The organism is Paenibacillus polygoni (assembly GCF_030263935.1).
Lineage (GTDB): Bacteria > Bacillota > Bacilli > Paenibacillales > Paenibacillaceae > Paenibacillus > Paenibacillus polygoni.
In genome coordinates this window covers 774,501-789,913 of record NZ_CP127162.1, presented here as the reverse complement: position 1 = coordinate 789,913, position 15,413 = coordinate 774,501, and the positions used below count along the sequence as shown (strand labels likewise).

16 protein-coding genes are annotated in these 15,413 nt (G+C 38.9%); 4 read left to right on the top strand and 12 right to left on the bottom strand.

Going from position 1 to position 15,413, the window contains the following annotated elements; translation table 11 throughout:
* Positions 1 to 50: 50 nt before the first annotated feature.
* From QPK24_RS03740 to QPK24_RS03730, 3 genes are read right to left on the bottom strand one after another with little or no spacing between them, the layout of a single operon-like run.
* On the bottom strand, positions 51 to 611 hold the full coding sequence (locus tag QPK24_RS03740; RefSeq protein ID WP_285746294.1) for a GNAT family N-acetyltransferase: 561 nt from the start codon (positions 609 to 611) through the stop codon (positions 51 to 53).
* Positions 578 to 1,066 carry a hypothetical protein gene (locus QPK24_RS03735; protein ID WP_285746292.1) on the bottom strand — a complete coding sequence of 163 codons (489 nt, stop codon included), beginning with the start codon at positions 1,064 to 1,066 and terminating at the stop codon, positions 578 to 580. Before QPK24_RS03735 ends, QPK24_RS03740 begins: the two co-directional genes overlap by 34 nt.
* The gene (locus tag QPK24_RS03730; protein WP_285746290.1) at positions 1,063 to 1,446 is read right to left on the bottom strand and encodes a hypothetical protein; all 384 of its coding nucleotides are present in this window, start codon (positions 1,444 to 1,446) and stop codon (positions 1,063 to 1,065) included. Before QPK24_RS03730 ends, QPK24_RS03735 begins: the two co-directional genes overlap by 4 nt.
* Before the next feature lie 307 nt (positions 1,447 to 1,753).
* Between QPK24_RS03730 and QPK24_RS03725 the strand changes: the two genes are divergently transcribed.
* Positions 1,754 to 2,572, top strand: a complete 819-nt coding sequence (locus QPK24_RS03725) for a DUF4097 family beta strand repeat-containing protein (protein WP_285746288.1) — start codon at positions 1,754 to 1,756, stop codon at positions 2,570 to 2,572.
* Positions 2,573 to 2,882: 310 nt separating this feature from the next.
* Positions 2,883 to 4,328: a methyl-accepting chemotaxis protein gene (locus QPK24_RS03720; RefSeq protein ID WP_285746286.1), complete on the top strand. Its 1,446-nt coding sequence runs from the start codon at positions 2,883 to 2,885 to the stop codon at positions 4,326 to 4,328.
* A 126-nt stretch (positions 4,329 to 4,454) separates the two neighbouring features.
* Here QPK24_RS03720 and QPK24_RS03715 read toward each other — a convergent pair whose 3' ends face one another.
* The 7 genes from QPK24_RS03715 to QPK24_RS03685 form a co-directional block, all read right to left on the bottom strand.
* The gene (locus QPK24_RS03715) at positions 4,455 to 4,961 is read right to left on the bottom strand and encodes a hypothetical protein (protein ID WP_285746284.1); all 507 of its coding nucleotides are present in this window, start codon (positions 4,959 to 4,961) and stop codon (positions 4,455 to 4,457) included.
* Between the two features lie 20 nt (positions 4,962 to 4,981).
* The gene (locus QPK24_RS03710; RefSeq protein WP_285746282.1) at positions 4,982 to 6,055 is read right to left on the bottom strand and encodes a WXG100 family type VII secretion target; all 1,074 of its coding nucleotides are present in this window, start codon (positions 6,053 to 6,055) and stop codon (positions 4,982 to 4,984) included.
* Positions 6,056 to 6,221: 166 nt separating this feature from the next.
* Entirely contained in the window at positions 6,222 to 6,542 is a 321-nt protein-coding gene (locus tag QPK24_RS03705) for a nucleoside triphosphate pyrophosphohydrolase (RefSeq protein WP_285746280.1), read from the bottom strand.
* 276 nt (positions 6,543 to 6,818) lie between these two features.
* Positions 6,819 to 7,094 (bottom strand): hypothetical protein, encoded by a 276-nt coding sequence (locus tag QPK24_RS03700; protein WP_285746278.1) that lies wholly within the window; start codon positions 7,092 to 7,094, stop codon positions 6,819 to 6,821.
* A 304-nt stretch (positions 7,095 to 7,398) separates the two neighbouring features.
* The gene (locus tag QPK24_RS03695) at positions 7,399 to 8,727 is read right to left on the bottom strand and encodes an MFS transporter (RefSeq protein WP_285746277.1); all 1,329 of its coding nucleotides are present in this window, start codon (positions 8,725 to 8,727) and stop codon (positions 7,399 to 7,401) included.
* Positions 8,728 to 8,800: 73 nt separating this feature from the next.
* Positions 8,801 to 10,330, bottom strand: a complete 1,530-nt coding sequence (locus QPK24_RS03690) for an FGGY-family carbohydrate kinase (protein WP_285746275.1) — start codon at positions 10,328 to 10,330, stop codon at positions 8,801 to 8,803.
* Between the two features lie 47 nt (positions 10,331 to 10,377).
* Positions 10,378 to 11,154 carry an SDR family oxidoreductase gene (locus tag QPK24_RS03685; protein ID WP_285746273.1) on the bottom strand — a complete coding sequence of 259 codons (777 nt, stop codon included), beginning with the start codon at positions 11,152 to 11,154 and terminating at the stop codon, positions 10,378 to 10,380.
* 249 nt (positions 11,155 to 11,403) lie between these two features.
* Between QPK24_RS03685 and QPK24_RS03680 the strand changes: the two genes are divergently transcribed.
* Together QPK24_RS03680 and QPK24_RS03675 are read left to right on the top strand one after the other, a co-directional pair.
* The gene (locus QPK24_RS03680) at positions 11,404 to 12,528 is read left to right on the top strand and encodes an ROK family transcriptional regulator (RefSeq protein ID WP_285746270.1); all 1,125 of its coding nucleotides are present in this window, start codon (positions 11,404 to 11,406) and stop codon (positions 12,526 to 12,528) included.
* 11 nt (positions 12,529 to 12,539) lie between these two features.
* Positions 12,540 to 13,472 carry a HEAT repeat domain-containing protein gene (locus QPK24_RS03675; protein WP_285746268.1) on the top strand — a complete coding sequence of 311 codons (933 nt, stop codon included), beginning with the start codon at positions 12,540 to 12,542 and terminating at the stop codon, positions 13,470 to 13,472.
* Positions 13,473 to 13,611: 139 nt separating this feature from the next.
* On the opposite strand, the gene QPK24_RS03670 is transcribed toward QPK24_RS03675, so the two are convergent.
* Together QPK24_RS03670 and QPK24_RS03665 are read right to left on the bottom strand one after the other, a co-directional pair.
* Complete coding sequence (locus tag QPK24_RS03670; RefSeq protein ID WP_285746266.1) at positions 13,612 to 14,733, bottom strand: DUF4179 domain-containing protein; 1,122 nt, start codon at positions 14,731 to 14,733, stop codon at positions 13,612 to 13,614.
* Positions 14,730 to 15,305 (bottom strand): RNA polymerase sigma factor, encoded by a 576-nt coding sequence (locus QPK24_RS03665; protein ID WP_285746264.1) that lies wholly within the window; start codon positions 15,303 to 15,305, stop codon positions 14,730 to 14,732. The genes QPK24_RS03670 and QPK24_RS03665 overlap by 4 nt, the downstream gene beginning before the upstream one ends.
* Between the last annotated feature and the right edge of the window lie 108 nt (positions 15,306 to 15,413).

Here is a 15,413-nt window from a genome sequence, read left to right as displayed (position 1 = left end):
TGCACCTCTATGTTAGACGCTTCTAACATAGAGGTGCAGTTTTTTGATAATTATATTTGATTCATGACTAAAAATTCTCTATCTCTGCTAAGAAAGGTTTGTCCCTTATGAAATCCAGCTCGCTCATATACTTTCATAGCCCGTTCATTGAATGTGGCAACAACGAGCTGTAATGACGAATAATTCGAGAGATTACGGATGAATGAAATACTCTCTTTTAAAAACAATCCACCCTGCCCGTTTCCCGTCAGATCAGGTCTCATCCCTAAACCTATATCGATTTGCTGTTCATTATTATAAATTCTGGCTGCATATCCTCCCGGAACCCTTGCCGCTTCTCCTATACAAATAAACCCGATAAGTTGCTCTTCTTCATCAAGTGCGGCGTAGTAATTGCCCCCCGTTAGTTCCTCTATAGTCTCTTCATCGTCATCCATGTTGTACAGTGAATAAGGTTCAGGGTATGTCCATGTGGCGATGGTTTTTGCGTGCTTTTGACTCATTGGTATAAATTTTAAATGGTTCATAGGTAGGCCATCCTTTACATCTACGCAGAGCGTATTTATATAGTAAGTAATTACTTGTACTTGCTGTCCCACTGTTGTTTCCATGTTCCAAAGTCCATCCCCGAGAACTCCTCCAGTGTCCGTCCATCTAGTGAATACACCGAGCCATCTGTAGGATCATCAAGGTCAGGTAAACTGTACCCGCCAATTACCTCATTCTCCGTCTGCATTACATATACGATTGTTTGGCCCTTAAGGTTAGAAGGAGCTTGATTTAACGGATGATTCTTAACATAGAATTTAGAAGTATAAATTATTTTCCCGATATACGAAGCGGCATCGACAGATTGAACACTCCAATACATTTGATGCGGCAGCTGCGTCAGGTCTTTTTTTTCAAGCCTATGTTCATACACTATGTCTTCTTGCTGAATGATTTCATAACCTTGTTCTATTAGAAATTCACCAGCTGGGGAGTCTACCTTTGGTAATGTGTGATTACTGCATGCCGTCGTCATAAATACCAAAATGATTAGTAATGTGAGACCTCTCATTTTCAATCATTCGATCCTACATATTTCTGAAGAGACTTGAATATAAGGAGCAACAGCTCACAACATACTTTCCATAGAACGAACAGAACACCAAAACCAATTGCACCTGCAACAAAACCTAGAAGAACATGATCTCCCCCTGTAGTCGTAGTTTCATAAAAATCACTTGAAAATGTATTCATGAGGGTGAAGGTCAATGAGATATATTTTCCGAATACAAAAGCATTGTATAAAACCCCAATCATTCCAGTCCAAAATAAGAGATATACCAAATCCTCTGCTGGTTTTCGCCCCAAGGTGAATAGTTCACTGACCGTAAGCGGTTCAACCTTTTTCGGTATGGTTTCGCCAGGCTGCTCAGGCTTCTCTTCATTCTGCTGTTCCATACGATCCCTCTCCTTTCCTGATCCACAATCTATATTCCATTATTATACATTTATATTGTTGGTTTGGAATTTAAACCCTCAAAAAAACACCCTTGCAAAACGGGTCGCTATCTTTATCACTATCTTATTTTCTTCCTATGATTCCTTGTTTAGAAGAAATTGGGGTATCTGCGTTATCCGCTAATTCTCCAAGTTTCCTCTGTAGGTACAGCCAATCAAATCTGTCGTTTATGGGTATACATTGATAGACATTGATAGATGTAAACAATGAGCCCCAACTAATTACATACGAAACGAGTGAAGTGACATGAAGAAGTTATTTTTTGCCCTATTCGCCACAATGCTGCTCCTAAGTGCCTGCGATAAAGAGAATACTAATGACGATTCTCCTGTTCAGAACGACTCTTCCGTTCAAAATGATACCGCTGTTCATCCAAGCCAAGATTCGAATCAGGATAACGCAGTGAATCCTCCTACCACTTCATCTGCTGGACGAAGTACGTATACCAAAGAATTAAATGCAGCAGATATTCATTCAATTGAAGTAAGTCAGCACTACATAGGTAATATTTTCATCAAAATGGAGCAAAATACGGACCACATTACAGCTACACTAAATAATGAAGAGATAAATGCAGAGACTGCCCCCGAACTAGTTCTGTCAACGAACAGCCAAACGCTGATTGCAGAGGTACGAGTACCGGGTGACATCGATGCCAATTCCAATCATACAGGTGCGAATCCGAATCATGTAAAACTTAATCTCACGCTTATTATCCCTGAAAAAGCATATGAACATATTTCACTCATTACACAAAGCGGTAATATTACAGTGGAACGGTTAAACACCAAAACGATGGAGATCAAAACGGATGCAGGTAACCTTGATATGAAACAAGTGAGTACAAGTCAGCTGAATGCCGAATCGGGTGCAGGCGATATCTTCTTTCAAACAGATACCCCAGAAGCATTTACCTTCCTTGCCGGAACAGGCTCAGGCAAACTTGAATTGCTTGGAGAAGTGATCGAACAAACAGCGTCATCTGAACCAGACCATACCATCGGCAGCGGAGCTAATGAGGCAAGACTCGTAACAGGAGCAGGAATTGTCCGAGTATATCAGTAAAATATATAATTCGTTATACACCTAACCCTTTTAAATGAAAGGGCTAGGTGTTTTTTTGCATAAATACATAGAAGGATTTTAATTACTCATTCCTCTATATAAAATCTCATTGCAGAGTTAAATTTTTACACTAAGATGTGAGGGTGAATTAGACGATATAGTAACATAGGCCTTTATTATAGAGTTCGTTTTACCTACGAATATGGCGAACCTTTCACAAGAGCGAAACTAACGCGTAAACGTTGCAGGAACATTTCTATAACAAGTGGTCCCTAATATAAATCATCACCTAACGCGGGAGGAAAAAGAAATGACGCAAGAATTAAGTGAATTGCATAAAAGAAATGGACTTATGGTTAGGTTGTTATGGATTTGCACTGCTCTTGGGCTCGCCGCAAGTTACCGAAGTTTGGATATCATTCTCGCGATCCTGTGCACAGCCATTCCCGTAGCAGCAATATGCACTCTCTTCTATCTCAAGAAGTGGTATGTGAAACAAACGATGTATTTTGTGGCTGTTGGATTTAATGTGATTTGTTTTACCTTTATGTATGCAAGTAAATCACCTTCAGATTATGTCATTATGTTTCTAGGACTGGCTCTTACCTCTCTTTATATGGATATGAAACCGCTGCTGCTCAATGGAATCATTGGACTCATCGTGCTTAACTATTTCTGCTACGCTATCTATGTGGGTGAAGATACGATCGGCTCCAATGCTTATTACTGGGTCACTTGGCTAACTATGCTCGGTCAAAGCACCATTGGAAAACGAATGTTGAAAAATATAAAATCAAGCATGCAAGAATCGGAGCAGGCACGACAAAAGATGGAACTACTCATGACCGAAGTACGGCAAGTATCTAATGTAATTACGACGTCGGGAGCAGAACTTAACGAAAATGCAAATATGGCAGGAAAGATTAATAATGAGGTGCTGCTTGCTTTTCAAGAAATATCAACGGGAATGGAATCGCAAGCCGGCAGTGTATCTGACATTAGTTCCGCAATGCATGAGTTAAATGAATCCGTGCAAAGAACATCTGATGCTTCAAACACAACGAGCGACCGGGCTCGTAAAGCCGCGGAGTTAACGAAGGATGGAAAGATTCAAGTTGCTGAGCTCAGTTCTCTGATTCACCTCGTGTCTGAAATCGTCGAAGATACAACACACATGATTGAAAAAGTAAATAATGAAAATAAGAAAATTGGCGGGATTCTCACCGCTATTCAGGAGATCAGCACACAGACAAACCTGCTCTCTCTAAACGCATCCATTGAAGCCGCACGTGCAGGTGAACATGGACAAGGCTTTGCCGTTGTTGCTGCTGAAATTCGTAAGTTATCCCAGTCTACCCAGCAGTCATCAGCCGATATTGCCGAAATTTTGTCCTCCATTCAGAAAGATGTAAGCAGTGCCGCCCTACGTATTTCCGAAGGCAAAGAAGCATCGATGGCAGGAACGACTTCTACTGATATTATTGAAGCACTCTTCACGAATATTGACCTCAACACTACCGAAGTGATGGAGCAAGCTGTTCACCTGCAGAACCTCAATAGTCAGCTGCAAGAGGCTTCTGCTCGAATTAATGACGAACTAAATTCAGTATCCTCTGTGACGGAGCAATCTGCTGCTTCTGTAGAAGAAGTACTTGCCAGCGCTGAATTGCAGCAGGAACGAGTTACTAATATGGTGGAGAGTATTGTAAAGCTCAATGAAACGACACAAAGTTTGAATAAGGTTTTGCAGGGATAAGTGTGTTGATGAATAAGAAAAACTCTTTCCACGTTATTTGCTTTGGAAAGAGTTTTTTTCATGTAGTCTTAGGCTAGACTCTCATCGGTCTCGCTACCTTTCGGTCATTCTATATAAATTCCCTCTTTATTTTTCAATCTCTAGAATTAATTTTTCCATTTTCAAAATTTCTTTATTACTTTCATTATTTAATACTCTTAACTCTTCCACATATAGCTTAGTTTTATCTATTACTTCTTTTTTCAAGTCCTCATAAATAACTCTTTTTTCTTTCCAATACGGATATGTTAAATTCGGCACTTTTTTCGTTTCTATTGCTCCACTTCCTTCAGGTTTATCAGCAGATACCTTACTTATCTCCACTATATTTTTTTCCATTTTTAGTTCAATCCAAATATTAGATTTTTCGATATCACTTATTAAAACATATCTCTCTGTTTTCAGAAGTCTTACGGCTTCTAAAAAATAGTACAACCACCAATAAACTGAAACTGTAAAATTATCAATCTCTTCAGTTATAAAAATACCGTAAGTTTCATTATCAATTTCAAACTGAAAATATCCCTCTGTCCCGTTTAATTCGTTTCCCTCTACATCCTCACTTTCAAATAACTTATAACTGATTTTGAACATCTATTCTCCACCCTATCGAGTCATTTTTTTATATCCCCTACTGTGAATTTATGTCTTCCATACACTGTACCAAATTGACCATCGGGATGAATAAAAACTTCTATTATTTCTCCTTCTATTTCATAAGTCAGATGACCTGTTTTTCCTTGACTTTTTAGATGGTTATAAGCTATTTCAGCATATTTATTTATCTCCTCTTTACTCCATTTAGGATTGAAAAAACTAGATTCTAATTTATCTGCCAATTGGTCATCAGATAGATATTTTGATTGTTGCGCAATAGACTCAATATTATGTTTGTTAATATGCTTTTTATTCGTTGTACTTAATGGATATTTTATTTCAACATCCGATAATTCAGTATTTCTTGCCTCACTAGAGTCTTTGGTCTTACCTTTTCCACCCGAACCGCCTATTTCACTATTCTTGCCCTTCAACAGCTTCCCTATCGTTAAATAAGCAGCAGCTTGACTTGCTACATAGCCAGCATAATACCCTGTACCTTTTTCTTCTATATCTTGCTTCATTTGTTCTACAAACTGTTCTGCATCAGCTCTTGCGGTTCCACTCCCCCAGGCGTAATCCCATGCGAAGCGTGCACCTATACAAACATCGACTACTCTCCCAACTGTAAATGCATATCCTATATCATATGCTGTTCCAAAGGGGTTCTCCCATAAACTCTTTCCCGTACCTACTACATTATTAAAGAGTCCTTCTATTGTAGCTCCTACTCCCCTAAAACCAGAAAATATATAGTCAACAGCACTTTCTAGCTTTGCCTCCACTTTTGGGGGTAAGCTAGGCATAACGATCGCCGATCCTCCTTCTCCATCCGCCTCAGCAAAACTCCTGGCTATAAAGTTCAGCTGCTGGGCAATCGACGAAATTTTCTCCATCGTCACACCCATGGATTGCCTGGCCGATAAATACTCATGAAAAAACCTTTCTTTTGTCGCCCCTGACCAGCCTTCACTTATAAAGTAAATTTGCTTGTCTAATTGATTGCACATCCGTTCCAGTTCCTGACGCTGGCTCAAGAAGTGTCTGGCAACTTCCATCAGCTGGTCAGGTGAGACCATTATTTTCACCATAAGGATTTCATTCTCACTGTTAGTTAAGGTGAATAAATTCTATCAAATAATGGAAAATATTACATCGGCCGTTATTCCTTTAACTTCTATTCAATCTCTATCTTATGTACTTCATAAAAAGGAAAATTCAGACAATTAATAGATACGTCTTTCATCACTGACTCTACTAATCCACCTCCACGAGAAATATCTTTTCTTTAAATGCACCTCGCTGATCCGCCTTTTCTTTACGAATCTTATTTAGTTCCTCTTCACTAATACCATGAACCGAAGCCAGTGCGTAAATAACCTCTAGCAAATCCGCTAATTCTTCATTAGCTAGTACATCTGTTTCCGCTTCTTGATATTCCCTGTGTTCCTCTTCCAGCTTTGCTCTCAGCGCTGATTTGTAAGTTTTCTGGTCTAGAATTAAAGTCTTACATCGTTTCCCTTGAGATTGGATAATATTCGGAATTAAATCCCTTACTAGCTTATTATAGGTTGGCACGTTTATATCAGTCTCCTCTCGATCTCAATCTAACATTAATCTTACTCATGAAATTATTAAAACATGGTTTCCTAAAAATCCACTCCTATCTATCAATGAAAAGCAAGTCTCGTACGTATTATCAAGATTCTATAGTTGTTCGATCAACTAAGTGTACTAGTAACTCTCATTGCCTTCATATGGACACCTCCATTTGGATGTTAAAAAAATTCACTTCTATTATGAATGTAACACAAAAACACAGAGAGCGATTTTTGCTCAACTGTGCTTTGGCTTTCAACGTGTTAACTTTTCTAACATCCGCTGAATTAACCATTTCAGTTTCTCGTCATCCATTTTTCTCATACCATATTTTCTTACAAACTCCTGCATAATACTGAACTTCACTAGCTGAAGAACTAATAACTCTGAATGAAGATTTTTACGGTGTCCCACATTTTCAAATGAGTTAAAATCAACCATGAGTTTATCTAACTCATCATAGTTAGCACTTGGATTAAAATAACATTCAAGAAAATACTTAAAAGTTATAAAGTTCATTTCGTCATTCAAGATTATCCCGCCTACTATTATTTAATGATTGGGAAGCTAGTTAGAATTCTAAATTCCTGACGATTGGTTTAAGAAGTGTCTGACAACTTCCATCAGCTGGTCAGGTGAGACCATTATTTTCACCATAAGGATTTCACTCTCACTGTTAGTTAAGGTGAATAAATCCTATCAAATAATGGAAAATATTACATCGGTCGTTATTCCTTCAACTTCTATTCAATCTCTATCTTATGTACTTCATAAAAAGGAAAAAGCTTCCTTGATTTATACTCAAGGAAGCTAGTAATAATTTTATATAAACATTTTATTGAATAAGTGCACGTCGTCTTTCAAGCTCTACATCCATCGCTGCCCGCTGATCATCCAGTTTGTAGAACCACATGGTAATTCCAATCAACAGACAAATGATTAGCGGCACCCAAATAAAGCAGAGTTCAATATAGCTGAGTGCTGTTGAGTTTTGTGTGGCGTTGGGAACATAGCCCCCCATTTTTAGAACAACCCCAATTAAGAAACTCCCGAGTCCCAAGCTTACTTTTACAAAGAAACCTTGAATCGCTGCAATCATCCCAGATATACTTTTATTCTTTTTATACTCTGAATAATCAATAATATCGGGCTGGATAGCAAATGTAACTCCGAAAATCCCGTAAATACCAAGCCCTGTGATCGCAAGCCCTGCTATGACTAAAAACGATGAGGATTTTCCGAAATAAATAAGCAAATCTCCTACGATGTAAATGATCGTGCTTAATAGCAGTATATTTCTTTTTGACATCTTCTTTTGAAGCCAAGGTAAAATAATGAGCATAGGCAGACCCGATAAAATTCCGAATAGCCCAACAAAAGTAAGCCAATCTTGACGATTCAAATTATAAGTAAAATAATAAATTACAGTCGTATTTCGTATAACAAAAAGAGCGAAGTAGAGAAAATTCACGATAAAAAATATGGCAGCTTGACCGGTCAATCCCTTAAAGTCTTCTTTGAAGGAAGATTTCCCAGGATGGATGGTTGGCGGAACAACCTCTTTGGTACTCATAAAAGTAATCACAAATATGATAAGCGCCATGATGCCATAGATGCTCATTGTGATTAAGTAACCTCTTTGTTCATCACCTTGTCCAAAGAAATCTACCATCGGCATGGTAATGGACATGACTAAAGCGGTTCCAAGTAATGCGCAGATCATTCTTGTCGATACTAACCAGTTACGTTCATGGTTATCTGAAGTTAATCTGGGTACGATTGTATTTAATGGTATATTAACAACCGAGTAGGCAATGTTCAGCAAGGTATACGTGACATAGGCCCATATAATTTTCCCTGTCATACTGAAATCAGGCACAATAAAAGTCATAATCGTGAATACAGCAAAAGGAATAGCACCTATGATAAAATAAGGTCTTCCTTGACCCCATCGGGTATGTGTTCGATCTACTAATAATCCCATGCCGGTATCTGCAAAAGCATCAATTATTTTCGTTAATAACATTAACGTACCTGCCACTGCTGCTGTTATTCCAAAAACGTCAGTATAAAAGAAGAGCAGATAGGAACCCATGGTGCTGAACACAAGATTACATCCTAGATCGCCAATCCCGTAACCAATTCTTTTTTTCCACTTAGACATATTTTCACTCCGTCCCTACTAATCTATCGATGTCACTTTCCCTGATCTCATGAAAAAATCCATGTGAACTACTCTATATTTTCGATAATCTTGATAACGTTTTCATATCTTGCTTTAAATTCTGATATACCGATTTATATACACGGTAATATTCATTATATTTTTCATGGTTCTGCGGGTCGGGCATAATCTTCTGATCCAGTACCTGCCACTTTTTCACGTCCTCATACGATAGAAGTCCTGTACCAATTCCGGCAAGCATTACATCCCCCATATTGGCTTCCACATCATGAATCGGACAGACAACGGAATAACCCGTCACATCGGCAAAGATTTGTCTCCAGAGTTTTGACTTCGTTACACCGCCGGCGATGATAATAGATTCACCTAAGTTCTCCCCCGTTGCTTCCATTGCATCACGCAGTGAGAACGCAACCGCTTCCAGAAATGCACGGTAGATATGAGCCTTTGTATGTGCCAGCGTAAGTCCAACCATCGTTCCTTTTGCATCTGAATCCCAGATTGGGCTTCTTTCCCCCATGAAGTAAGGAAGAACAATAAGGCCCTCGCTGCCAACTGGAATCGCAGCTGCTTGTTTATTCAATACATCATAGGCATTTTCTCCACCATTTTTCTCGGCTTCCACTTCAAATTGGCACATGGTTTGACGGAACCATTTCACAATTGCTCCTGCTGTGGCACCTCCGGCAAAATAATAAGAAAGTCTTTGAGCATCATATAGATAAGGCCAGACAATGAGATTCTTTCCCTTAATGGGTTTGTCCGAAATTAACGCTGCGCACATGGAAGTTCCAATTGCGGCTGCATAAATACCAGATTCAAATACACCAAGACCAATATTCGCTGCACCACAGTCAATACCGCTTGCAATCACTGGCATTCCTTCAGAGAGCCCTAATTCAGATGCAGCTTCCTTTGTCAGTCCTCCAATAATATCTGTCGATTCTACTATGTTTTCCGGCATCATCGACATAGGAATACCCATGGCATCCATCATTTCTTTAGACCATGTTCTGTTATTCATATCAAAAATACCGCCAATATTCCCCGCTGAGGAATAATCAATCGCAATGTTTCCGGTCAATTTATAAATAACGTAATCATTTGGTGGCAAAAATAATTTCGTTTTTTTCCAGTTTTCCGGTTCATTATTCTTCATCCATAATATTTTGGTAAAGCCATAGTAAGGATCTGCTCCATTGTGGGTAATATCTAATAGTTTTTCTTCTCCAATCGTGTCTAGAACCCATTTGGTTTCTTCTTCCGCTCTACGGTCCATCCAGATCATACAAGGTCTAACAGGCTCCATATTTTCATCTAACGGAATTCCAGAACCTCCGTACAGACCGCTAATCGCGATTCCGCGTATTTTATCTGCCGGAACATTTGCCTTCTTCACTGTGTTTTTAATAGAAAGCTTCGCTGCTTCGAGCCATACATCCGGCCACTGTTCAGCCCATAAAGGTCTTGGTGTAAGCACATCATATTCCTGTAAATCTTGGGCAATGAGGTTGCCTTCTGTGTCCATTAAGATGGTTTTGGTACCGGATGTTCCAATATCTGTGCCGAGTAAATAGAACAAGGATGTCGCCTCCTGATGTAATTGTTTCTTTATTTAAGTCTATTAGATTAGATGCAAGTAAAAGCGCCATCCACTACAAAGTCTGCTCCCGTAGTAAAGCTGCTCGTATCCCCTGCAAGGTAAACACAAATGGATTGTAGTTCTTCCGGTCTTCCCATTCTGCCAAGAGGAGCCATTTGATTCCATTGTTCAATTAATGGTTGTAAGCTTGGGGAATTTAACGTAAGTTCTGTTCCTATGTAGCCTGGACTGATACTATTCACGCGCACATTTCTAGTCGCCCACTCTACCGCTAGAGATTTTGTCAATTGGATGACACCTGCTTTAGAAGCATTATAAGAACACTGCGGCTGCGGTACATTTACGATATGTGCTGACATCGAAGCCGTGTTAATAATGGAACCCCCGCCTTGCTTTAACATCACTTTTCCAGCAGCTTGAGCCGTTAAAAACACCCCGGTAAGATTGATATCGATTACTTTTTTCCATTGTTCATATGTCATATCCTCAGCAGGTATATTCATGCAGATTCCAGCATTACAGAAAGCAACATCCAACCGTCCAAAGGCATCCAGCACTTTTTCCATCATAGCATTCACATCTTCTGGATCTGTGACATCCGCTTTAATAGCAATCGCCTGAATTCCATGATTACTTTCTAGTTCGGCAGCTGTTTTCTTTGCTTCTTCAAAATCCAGGTCCACGATAGCTACATCGGCTCCTGCCTCACAGAAAGCGGTTGCAACACTTTTGCCAATTCCTCTCGCACCGCCTGTAACGAAGATCTTCTTTCCGTCTAATCTCATTTTTTCAATAATTCCCATAAATCTATTTCCCCTTTCTATTTTGTAAAGCTGTTTTATTAAATAGATTAATAAAATCAATTTACATAATATACCCGCTTTATAAGACAAGTCAACCTTCCATAAAAAAACAGCGACTTATTTCACACTCATTGTATGAATTTTATGATTCGTTAGTCACATCATTTTGCTCTAAATTGTTATTTATCCGATAGCTATGTTATATTTAAAGGAATTTTATAAAAGTCGTTTGTATAATGGGGTTTAGTTATGGATCATAACATTACATTTAGGGATATAAAGAAAAGTAATTACTCATCGATTTATCATCTTATTTATCAAAATGAGAAGCTTTCAAAACAAGAAATCGCAAATCAACTTCATCTGAGTCTGCCAACTGTAACTCAAAATTTAGTTCGCTTAGAAAAGGAAAAACTGATTGAAAAGAACGGGCAATTTGAATCCTCGGTTGGAAGACGTGCAACGGCATATGCATTATGTCCGCAGGCTCGTGTCAGCATAGGGGTTGAAATTCAAAGAAATACAATTTGTATTTCCGCAGTAGATTTGCTCGGTGTTGTTTTTCATAAAACCAACCTGTCACTTACATACGCAAATGAAGAGAGTTACTTTAAACAAGTAAGTCAAGCTGTACAAGCTTTCATCTCCTCTCTTATGATCGAACAAGAGCAAGTCTTGGGTGTTGGTTTTGCAATACAAGCATTAACATCAGCAGATGGACAAAACATTACCTACGGAAAAATATTAAATTGTACGGGGCTCCACATTTCTGTTTTTTCACAGCACCTTGATTATCCTTGCCGTTTTTTTCATGATGCCAAATGTGCTGCAACCACGGAACTGTGGATCAGGAAAGATATTGACGATGCTGTCTATCTGTCGATTGGTACGCATCTTGGGGGAGCCATCATTATCAATGGCCAAATTTATATGGGGAATGAAGGACATAGCGGCACGGTAGAACATATGACAATCGATCCACGTGGTTCTCTTTGCTACTGCGGAAAAACAGGATGTATGGAAACACTATGTTCTGTTAGTGCGCTATTAAAAGAAGATGAATCGTTAGAATTTTTCTTCCAACAGTTACGTTCTGGAATCCCTTCCTATATGGAAAGATGGAATGTATTCTTAGATCATTTAGCACTATCGATCAACAATATTCATCTTGTCATTAATAGAGAATTTATTCTGGGCGGTCATATATCTCCTTACTTAACAGAACATGATATTCAACTTCTTCATGAGAAAGTTTATGAGCGCACCGCTTTTCCTAGCAATGAGCCATTTATTTATATTAGCCGTTCATCTGAAAATGGAGTTTCTAATGGCGCTGCCATTACTTTTATTCAATCCTTTTTAAATGAGATTTAGGAGTTTCAACAATGAATGAACAACAACTATTAAACCTATTGAACGATATGGCGGGAGATGGACTCGTTTATATAGAAGAGGAAGGATATTCCACGAGTGAAGGTGCACCTGCTTGGAATGCAACTAGAAAAGCAGAAAAATTAGATCGTATTGCACTTATTCCGATCCTCTGTAACCTATTAGAAAAGGCAAAAAAAGAAACCTTGAAACAAGATATTTATTTTGTGCTCGGTAACATTGGAGTAAATACAGGTGATCCACGCGTAGTCCATATTCTTTTAAAACGACTCGAAGCAGAAAAAAACAAGTATACTTTAGACAGTATTCTCTCTCAACTCGCCAAGCAAAAGGAAGTTTCTAACTGTGCGCCTATCCTTCAATTTATTGATGATCCTCGCTGGTTAGTCCGTCACTCCGCCTTTCAAGCTTTAAGTAAATGTAAATGTTCTGCCGCGGAAGAGGCTTTAATCCAAGTTATTACTACATCACAAGATGAATATGATCTTTTTTATGCAATCGGTTCTCTCTGTGATCTTGGGGCAACCCGCTCGGTCCCTTATCTTCTTCCTTTAATGAAACATCCAAAAGGCGAAGTGAGACGCTCTGCTCTTAGTGCCCTAGATCAACTGGGAGATTCCACATTTCTGCCTCTTTTTATTGAAGCGATGAAAGATCGCTCTCCTGCTGTTAAATATTATGCTTTGTTAGCAATTCAGAATCATGGAGATGAAACGGCGATAGACTCTGTCTATCAACGAGTAAAAACGATGTTAAAAAGAATGCGATCAATAGAAAGCAATGAATTAGTGCCTGCGTTTGAATTTCTAAATCGATATAGAGAAAAATATAACCACATTCAAGAATTATTTGAATGGATTATATCGAAAAAGTGGGACTATCTTTTTGATGAAGAGAAAGACATGGTTAAGAAGATCGTCACATAATTAAAAATCAAACCGTCTTGTTTATAAAAAAGAAAACACCAACGAAAAAGAGCAACCTATTCTTTATAGATTGCTCTTTTTCTGCTATTGTGCGGACAGGTTTTTTGGGTGTTTTGTCATTATCCCATCTTCGGATTAACTATTTCTCAATTTCCACTTCAAACTCTAGTTCAGGAAAATAGGTTTTCATCACATTCCCTTCCTCATCATACTTATAATTACCTTTTTCGGTGTCACTATATATATTTTGATAAGGTTTGATAATGATCTTAGACGGGAGCGTAGTAAAAGGTTCTAGCCGGAGATCTGAAATCATTCCAGAGCTATTTGCCTGACCTCTCCCATTTCCACTAACTATTCTCAGCTCATTACCTTCATCATCATACACATCGTAACCCAAATCGTTTGTTAGCGGATCATATCTCATTCCTTCCGGAAGAACGAAATGAGTCGTGATATTTGTCGTTATTGGTGTTAGTTCTACTCTTTCTAAAGTTATGGTATAGATTCCATGGGTCTTGGTCTCATTAGGAGAAATATCAACGATGTCCTGTTTCGTCTTCTCAACGGGGATATGTATAACAACAGGATCCTCAAATGGTTTAACTTCCAGGTTTAATGTAAGAATGAACGAATCAGGAAAAGGTGTTCCTTCTTGATTTCGCAAATCGGAAAATTCCAAAATCACAGAATTCTCAGATGCTCCAGGATGAAAAAATCTAGGTATCTCACCATATTTAGGCGCAAACTCATGGATATCTCTACCGTTGATCTGCAGCGTATAGCCGCTTAGATCTTCGTTCAGCTTCTCTCCTGTCTCATCTGAATTATCCTGCGTCGTACGTACTAGACTGAGGGATACCCTCGTGCCGTCATAGATGATTTCAGGGACCGTAAATGTGGTATCCCCTCGAACCACACTAACATTTGGGGTAGCCGCTAATTTTTTCTCTGATGCTGTTCTCAGTCCAAGATCATCCACAAATGCAAAGATACTCTTTATTCCCGGAATTTGCTGCAACGAACCCGCCATCGTTGGTGACACAAATCCACTCCCTACTATCACCATGACTGCTGAAGCCGCTATAGCCGTTGAAACCGTGATTTTCCTCCACATCTTCTTTCGCCCCCTGCGGTTTGTTTTATTTTGATAAATCACCTCCATCACTAGATCCGTAAGATCGATAGGAGCCTCTTTTTCTCGTATCATTCGGATGACCTGATCTATGGGTTCCTCTTTTTTATGTAAATGATTCTTCATACACGCAGCCCCCCTTCCCCATTCCTTTTGATCAGTTTTTTACGTATGCGCTCAAATTTCTTCCTCGCCGTAGCGGCTTTAATATTCATGACTTGTCCGATCTCATCATAAGAGTAGTCTTCCACTGCACGAAGCAGCAGAATATGTTTTTCATCAAAAGAAAGATGATCCATTAGTTTTTCTAATCTGTCACTGCTTTGGGTATCCTTCTTGTATGCCAGTTCTGCCGAGTAAGTATTCTTAAAGAATTGGAGCAGCTCTACATCTCGGAATTTCTTTTTATTGAGATTCATACAGTGGTTGTACGCAATTTTGTAGAGCCATGCTGAAAAGGAACCAGGTCTCGTGTAGCTTGCTATGTTCTCATACGCCTTAATAAAAATGTCCTGGACTGCATCCTGTGTCATTTCGGTCTGCTTTAATAAGTAATAACAATATACATAGATTTGCCTTTGATACTTCTCGACAATGACTCTATAGGGCTCGGTCTCTCCCTGCTGTATCCTCTGGATCATATGATCTAAATGTAATTGTTCACGATCATCTGCACTGTTCCGCTGTATAGAGTTCAAAGGTGCCTCTCCCTCCTTTCCACGCCTATATAACAATTCATAGTTCTGAAATGTGACATTACATTAAAATAATTCCGATAAAATCTTCACACAAAAATAAAAGCCGGA

Excerpts from the sequence above, each read along its gene's own strand:
- QPK24_RS03740 (WP_285746294.1), bottom strand. The coding sequence starts at position 611 with ATGGAAACAACAGTGGGACAGCAAGTACAAGTAATTACTTACTATATA.
- QPK24_RS03730 (WP_285746290.1), bottom strand. The coding sequence starts at position 1,446 with ATGGAACAGCAGAATGAAGAGAAGCCTGAGCAGCCTGGCGAAACCATA.
- QPK24_RS03725 (WP_285746288.1), top strand. The coding sequence starts at position 1,754 with ATGAAGAAGTTATTTTTTGCCCTATTCGCCACAATGCTGCTCCTAAGT.
- QPK24_RS03720 (WP_285746286.1), top strand. The coding sequence starts at position 2,883 with ATGACGCAAGAATTAAGTGAATTGCATAAAAGAAATGGACTTATGGTT.
- QPK24_RS03715 (WP_285746284.1), bottom strand. The coding sequence starts at position 4,961 with ATGTTCAAAATCAGTTATAAGTTATTTGAAAGTGAGGATGTAGAGGGA.
- QPK24_RS03710 (WP_285746282.1), bottom strand. The coding sequence starts at position 6,055 with ATGGTGAAAATAATGGTCTCACCTGACCAGCTGATGGAAGTTGCCAGA.
- QPK24_RS03695 (WP_285746277.1), bottom strand. The coding sequence starts at position 8,727 with ATGTCTAAGTGGAAAAAAAGAATTGGTTACGGGATTGGCGATCTAGGA.
- QPK24_RS03685 (WP_285746273.1), bottom strand. The coding sequence starts at position 11,154 with ATGGGAATTATTGAAAAAATGAGATTAGACGGAAAGAAGATCTTCGTT.
- QPK24_RS03680 (WP_285746270.1), top strand. The coding sequence starts at position 11,404 with ATGGATCATAACATTACATTTAGGGATATAAAGAAAAGTAATTACTCA.
- QPK24_RS03675 (WP_285746268.1), top strand. The coding sequence starts at position 12,540 with ATGAATGAACAACAACTATTAAACCTATTGAACGATATGGCGGGAGAT.
- QPK24_RS03670 (WP_285746266.1), bottom strand. The coding sequence starts at position 14,733 with ATGAAGAATCATTTACATAAAAAAGAGGAACCCATAGATCAGGTCATC.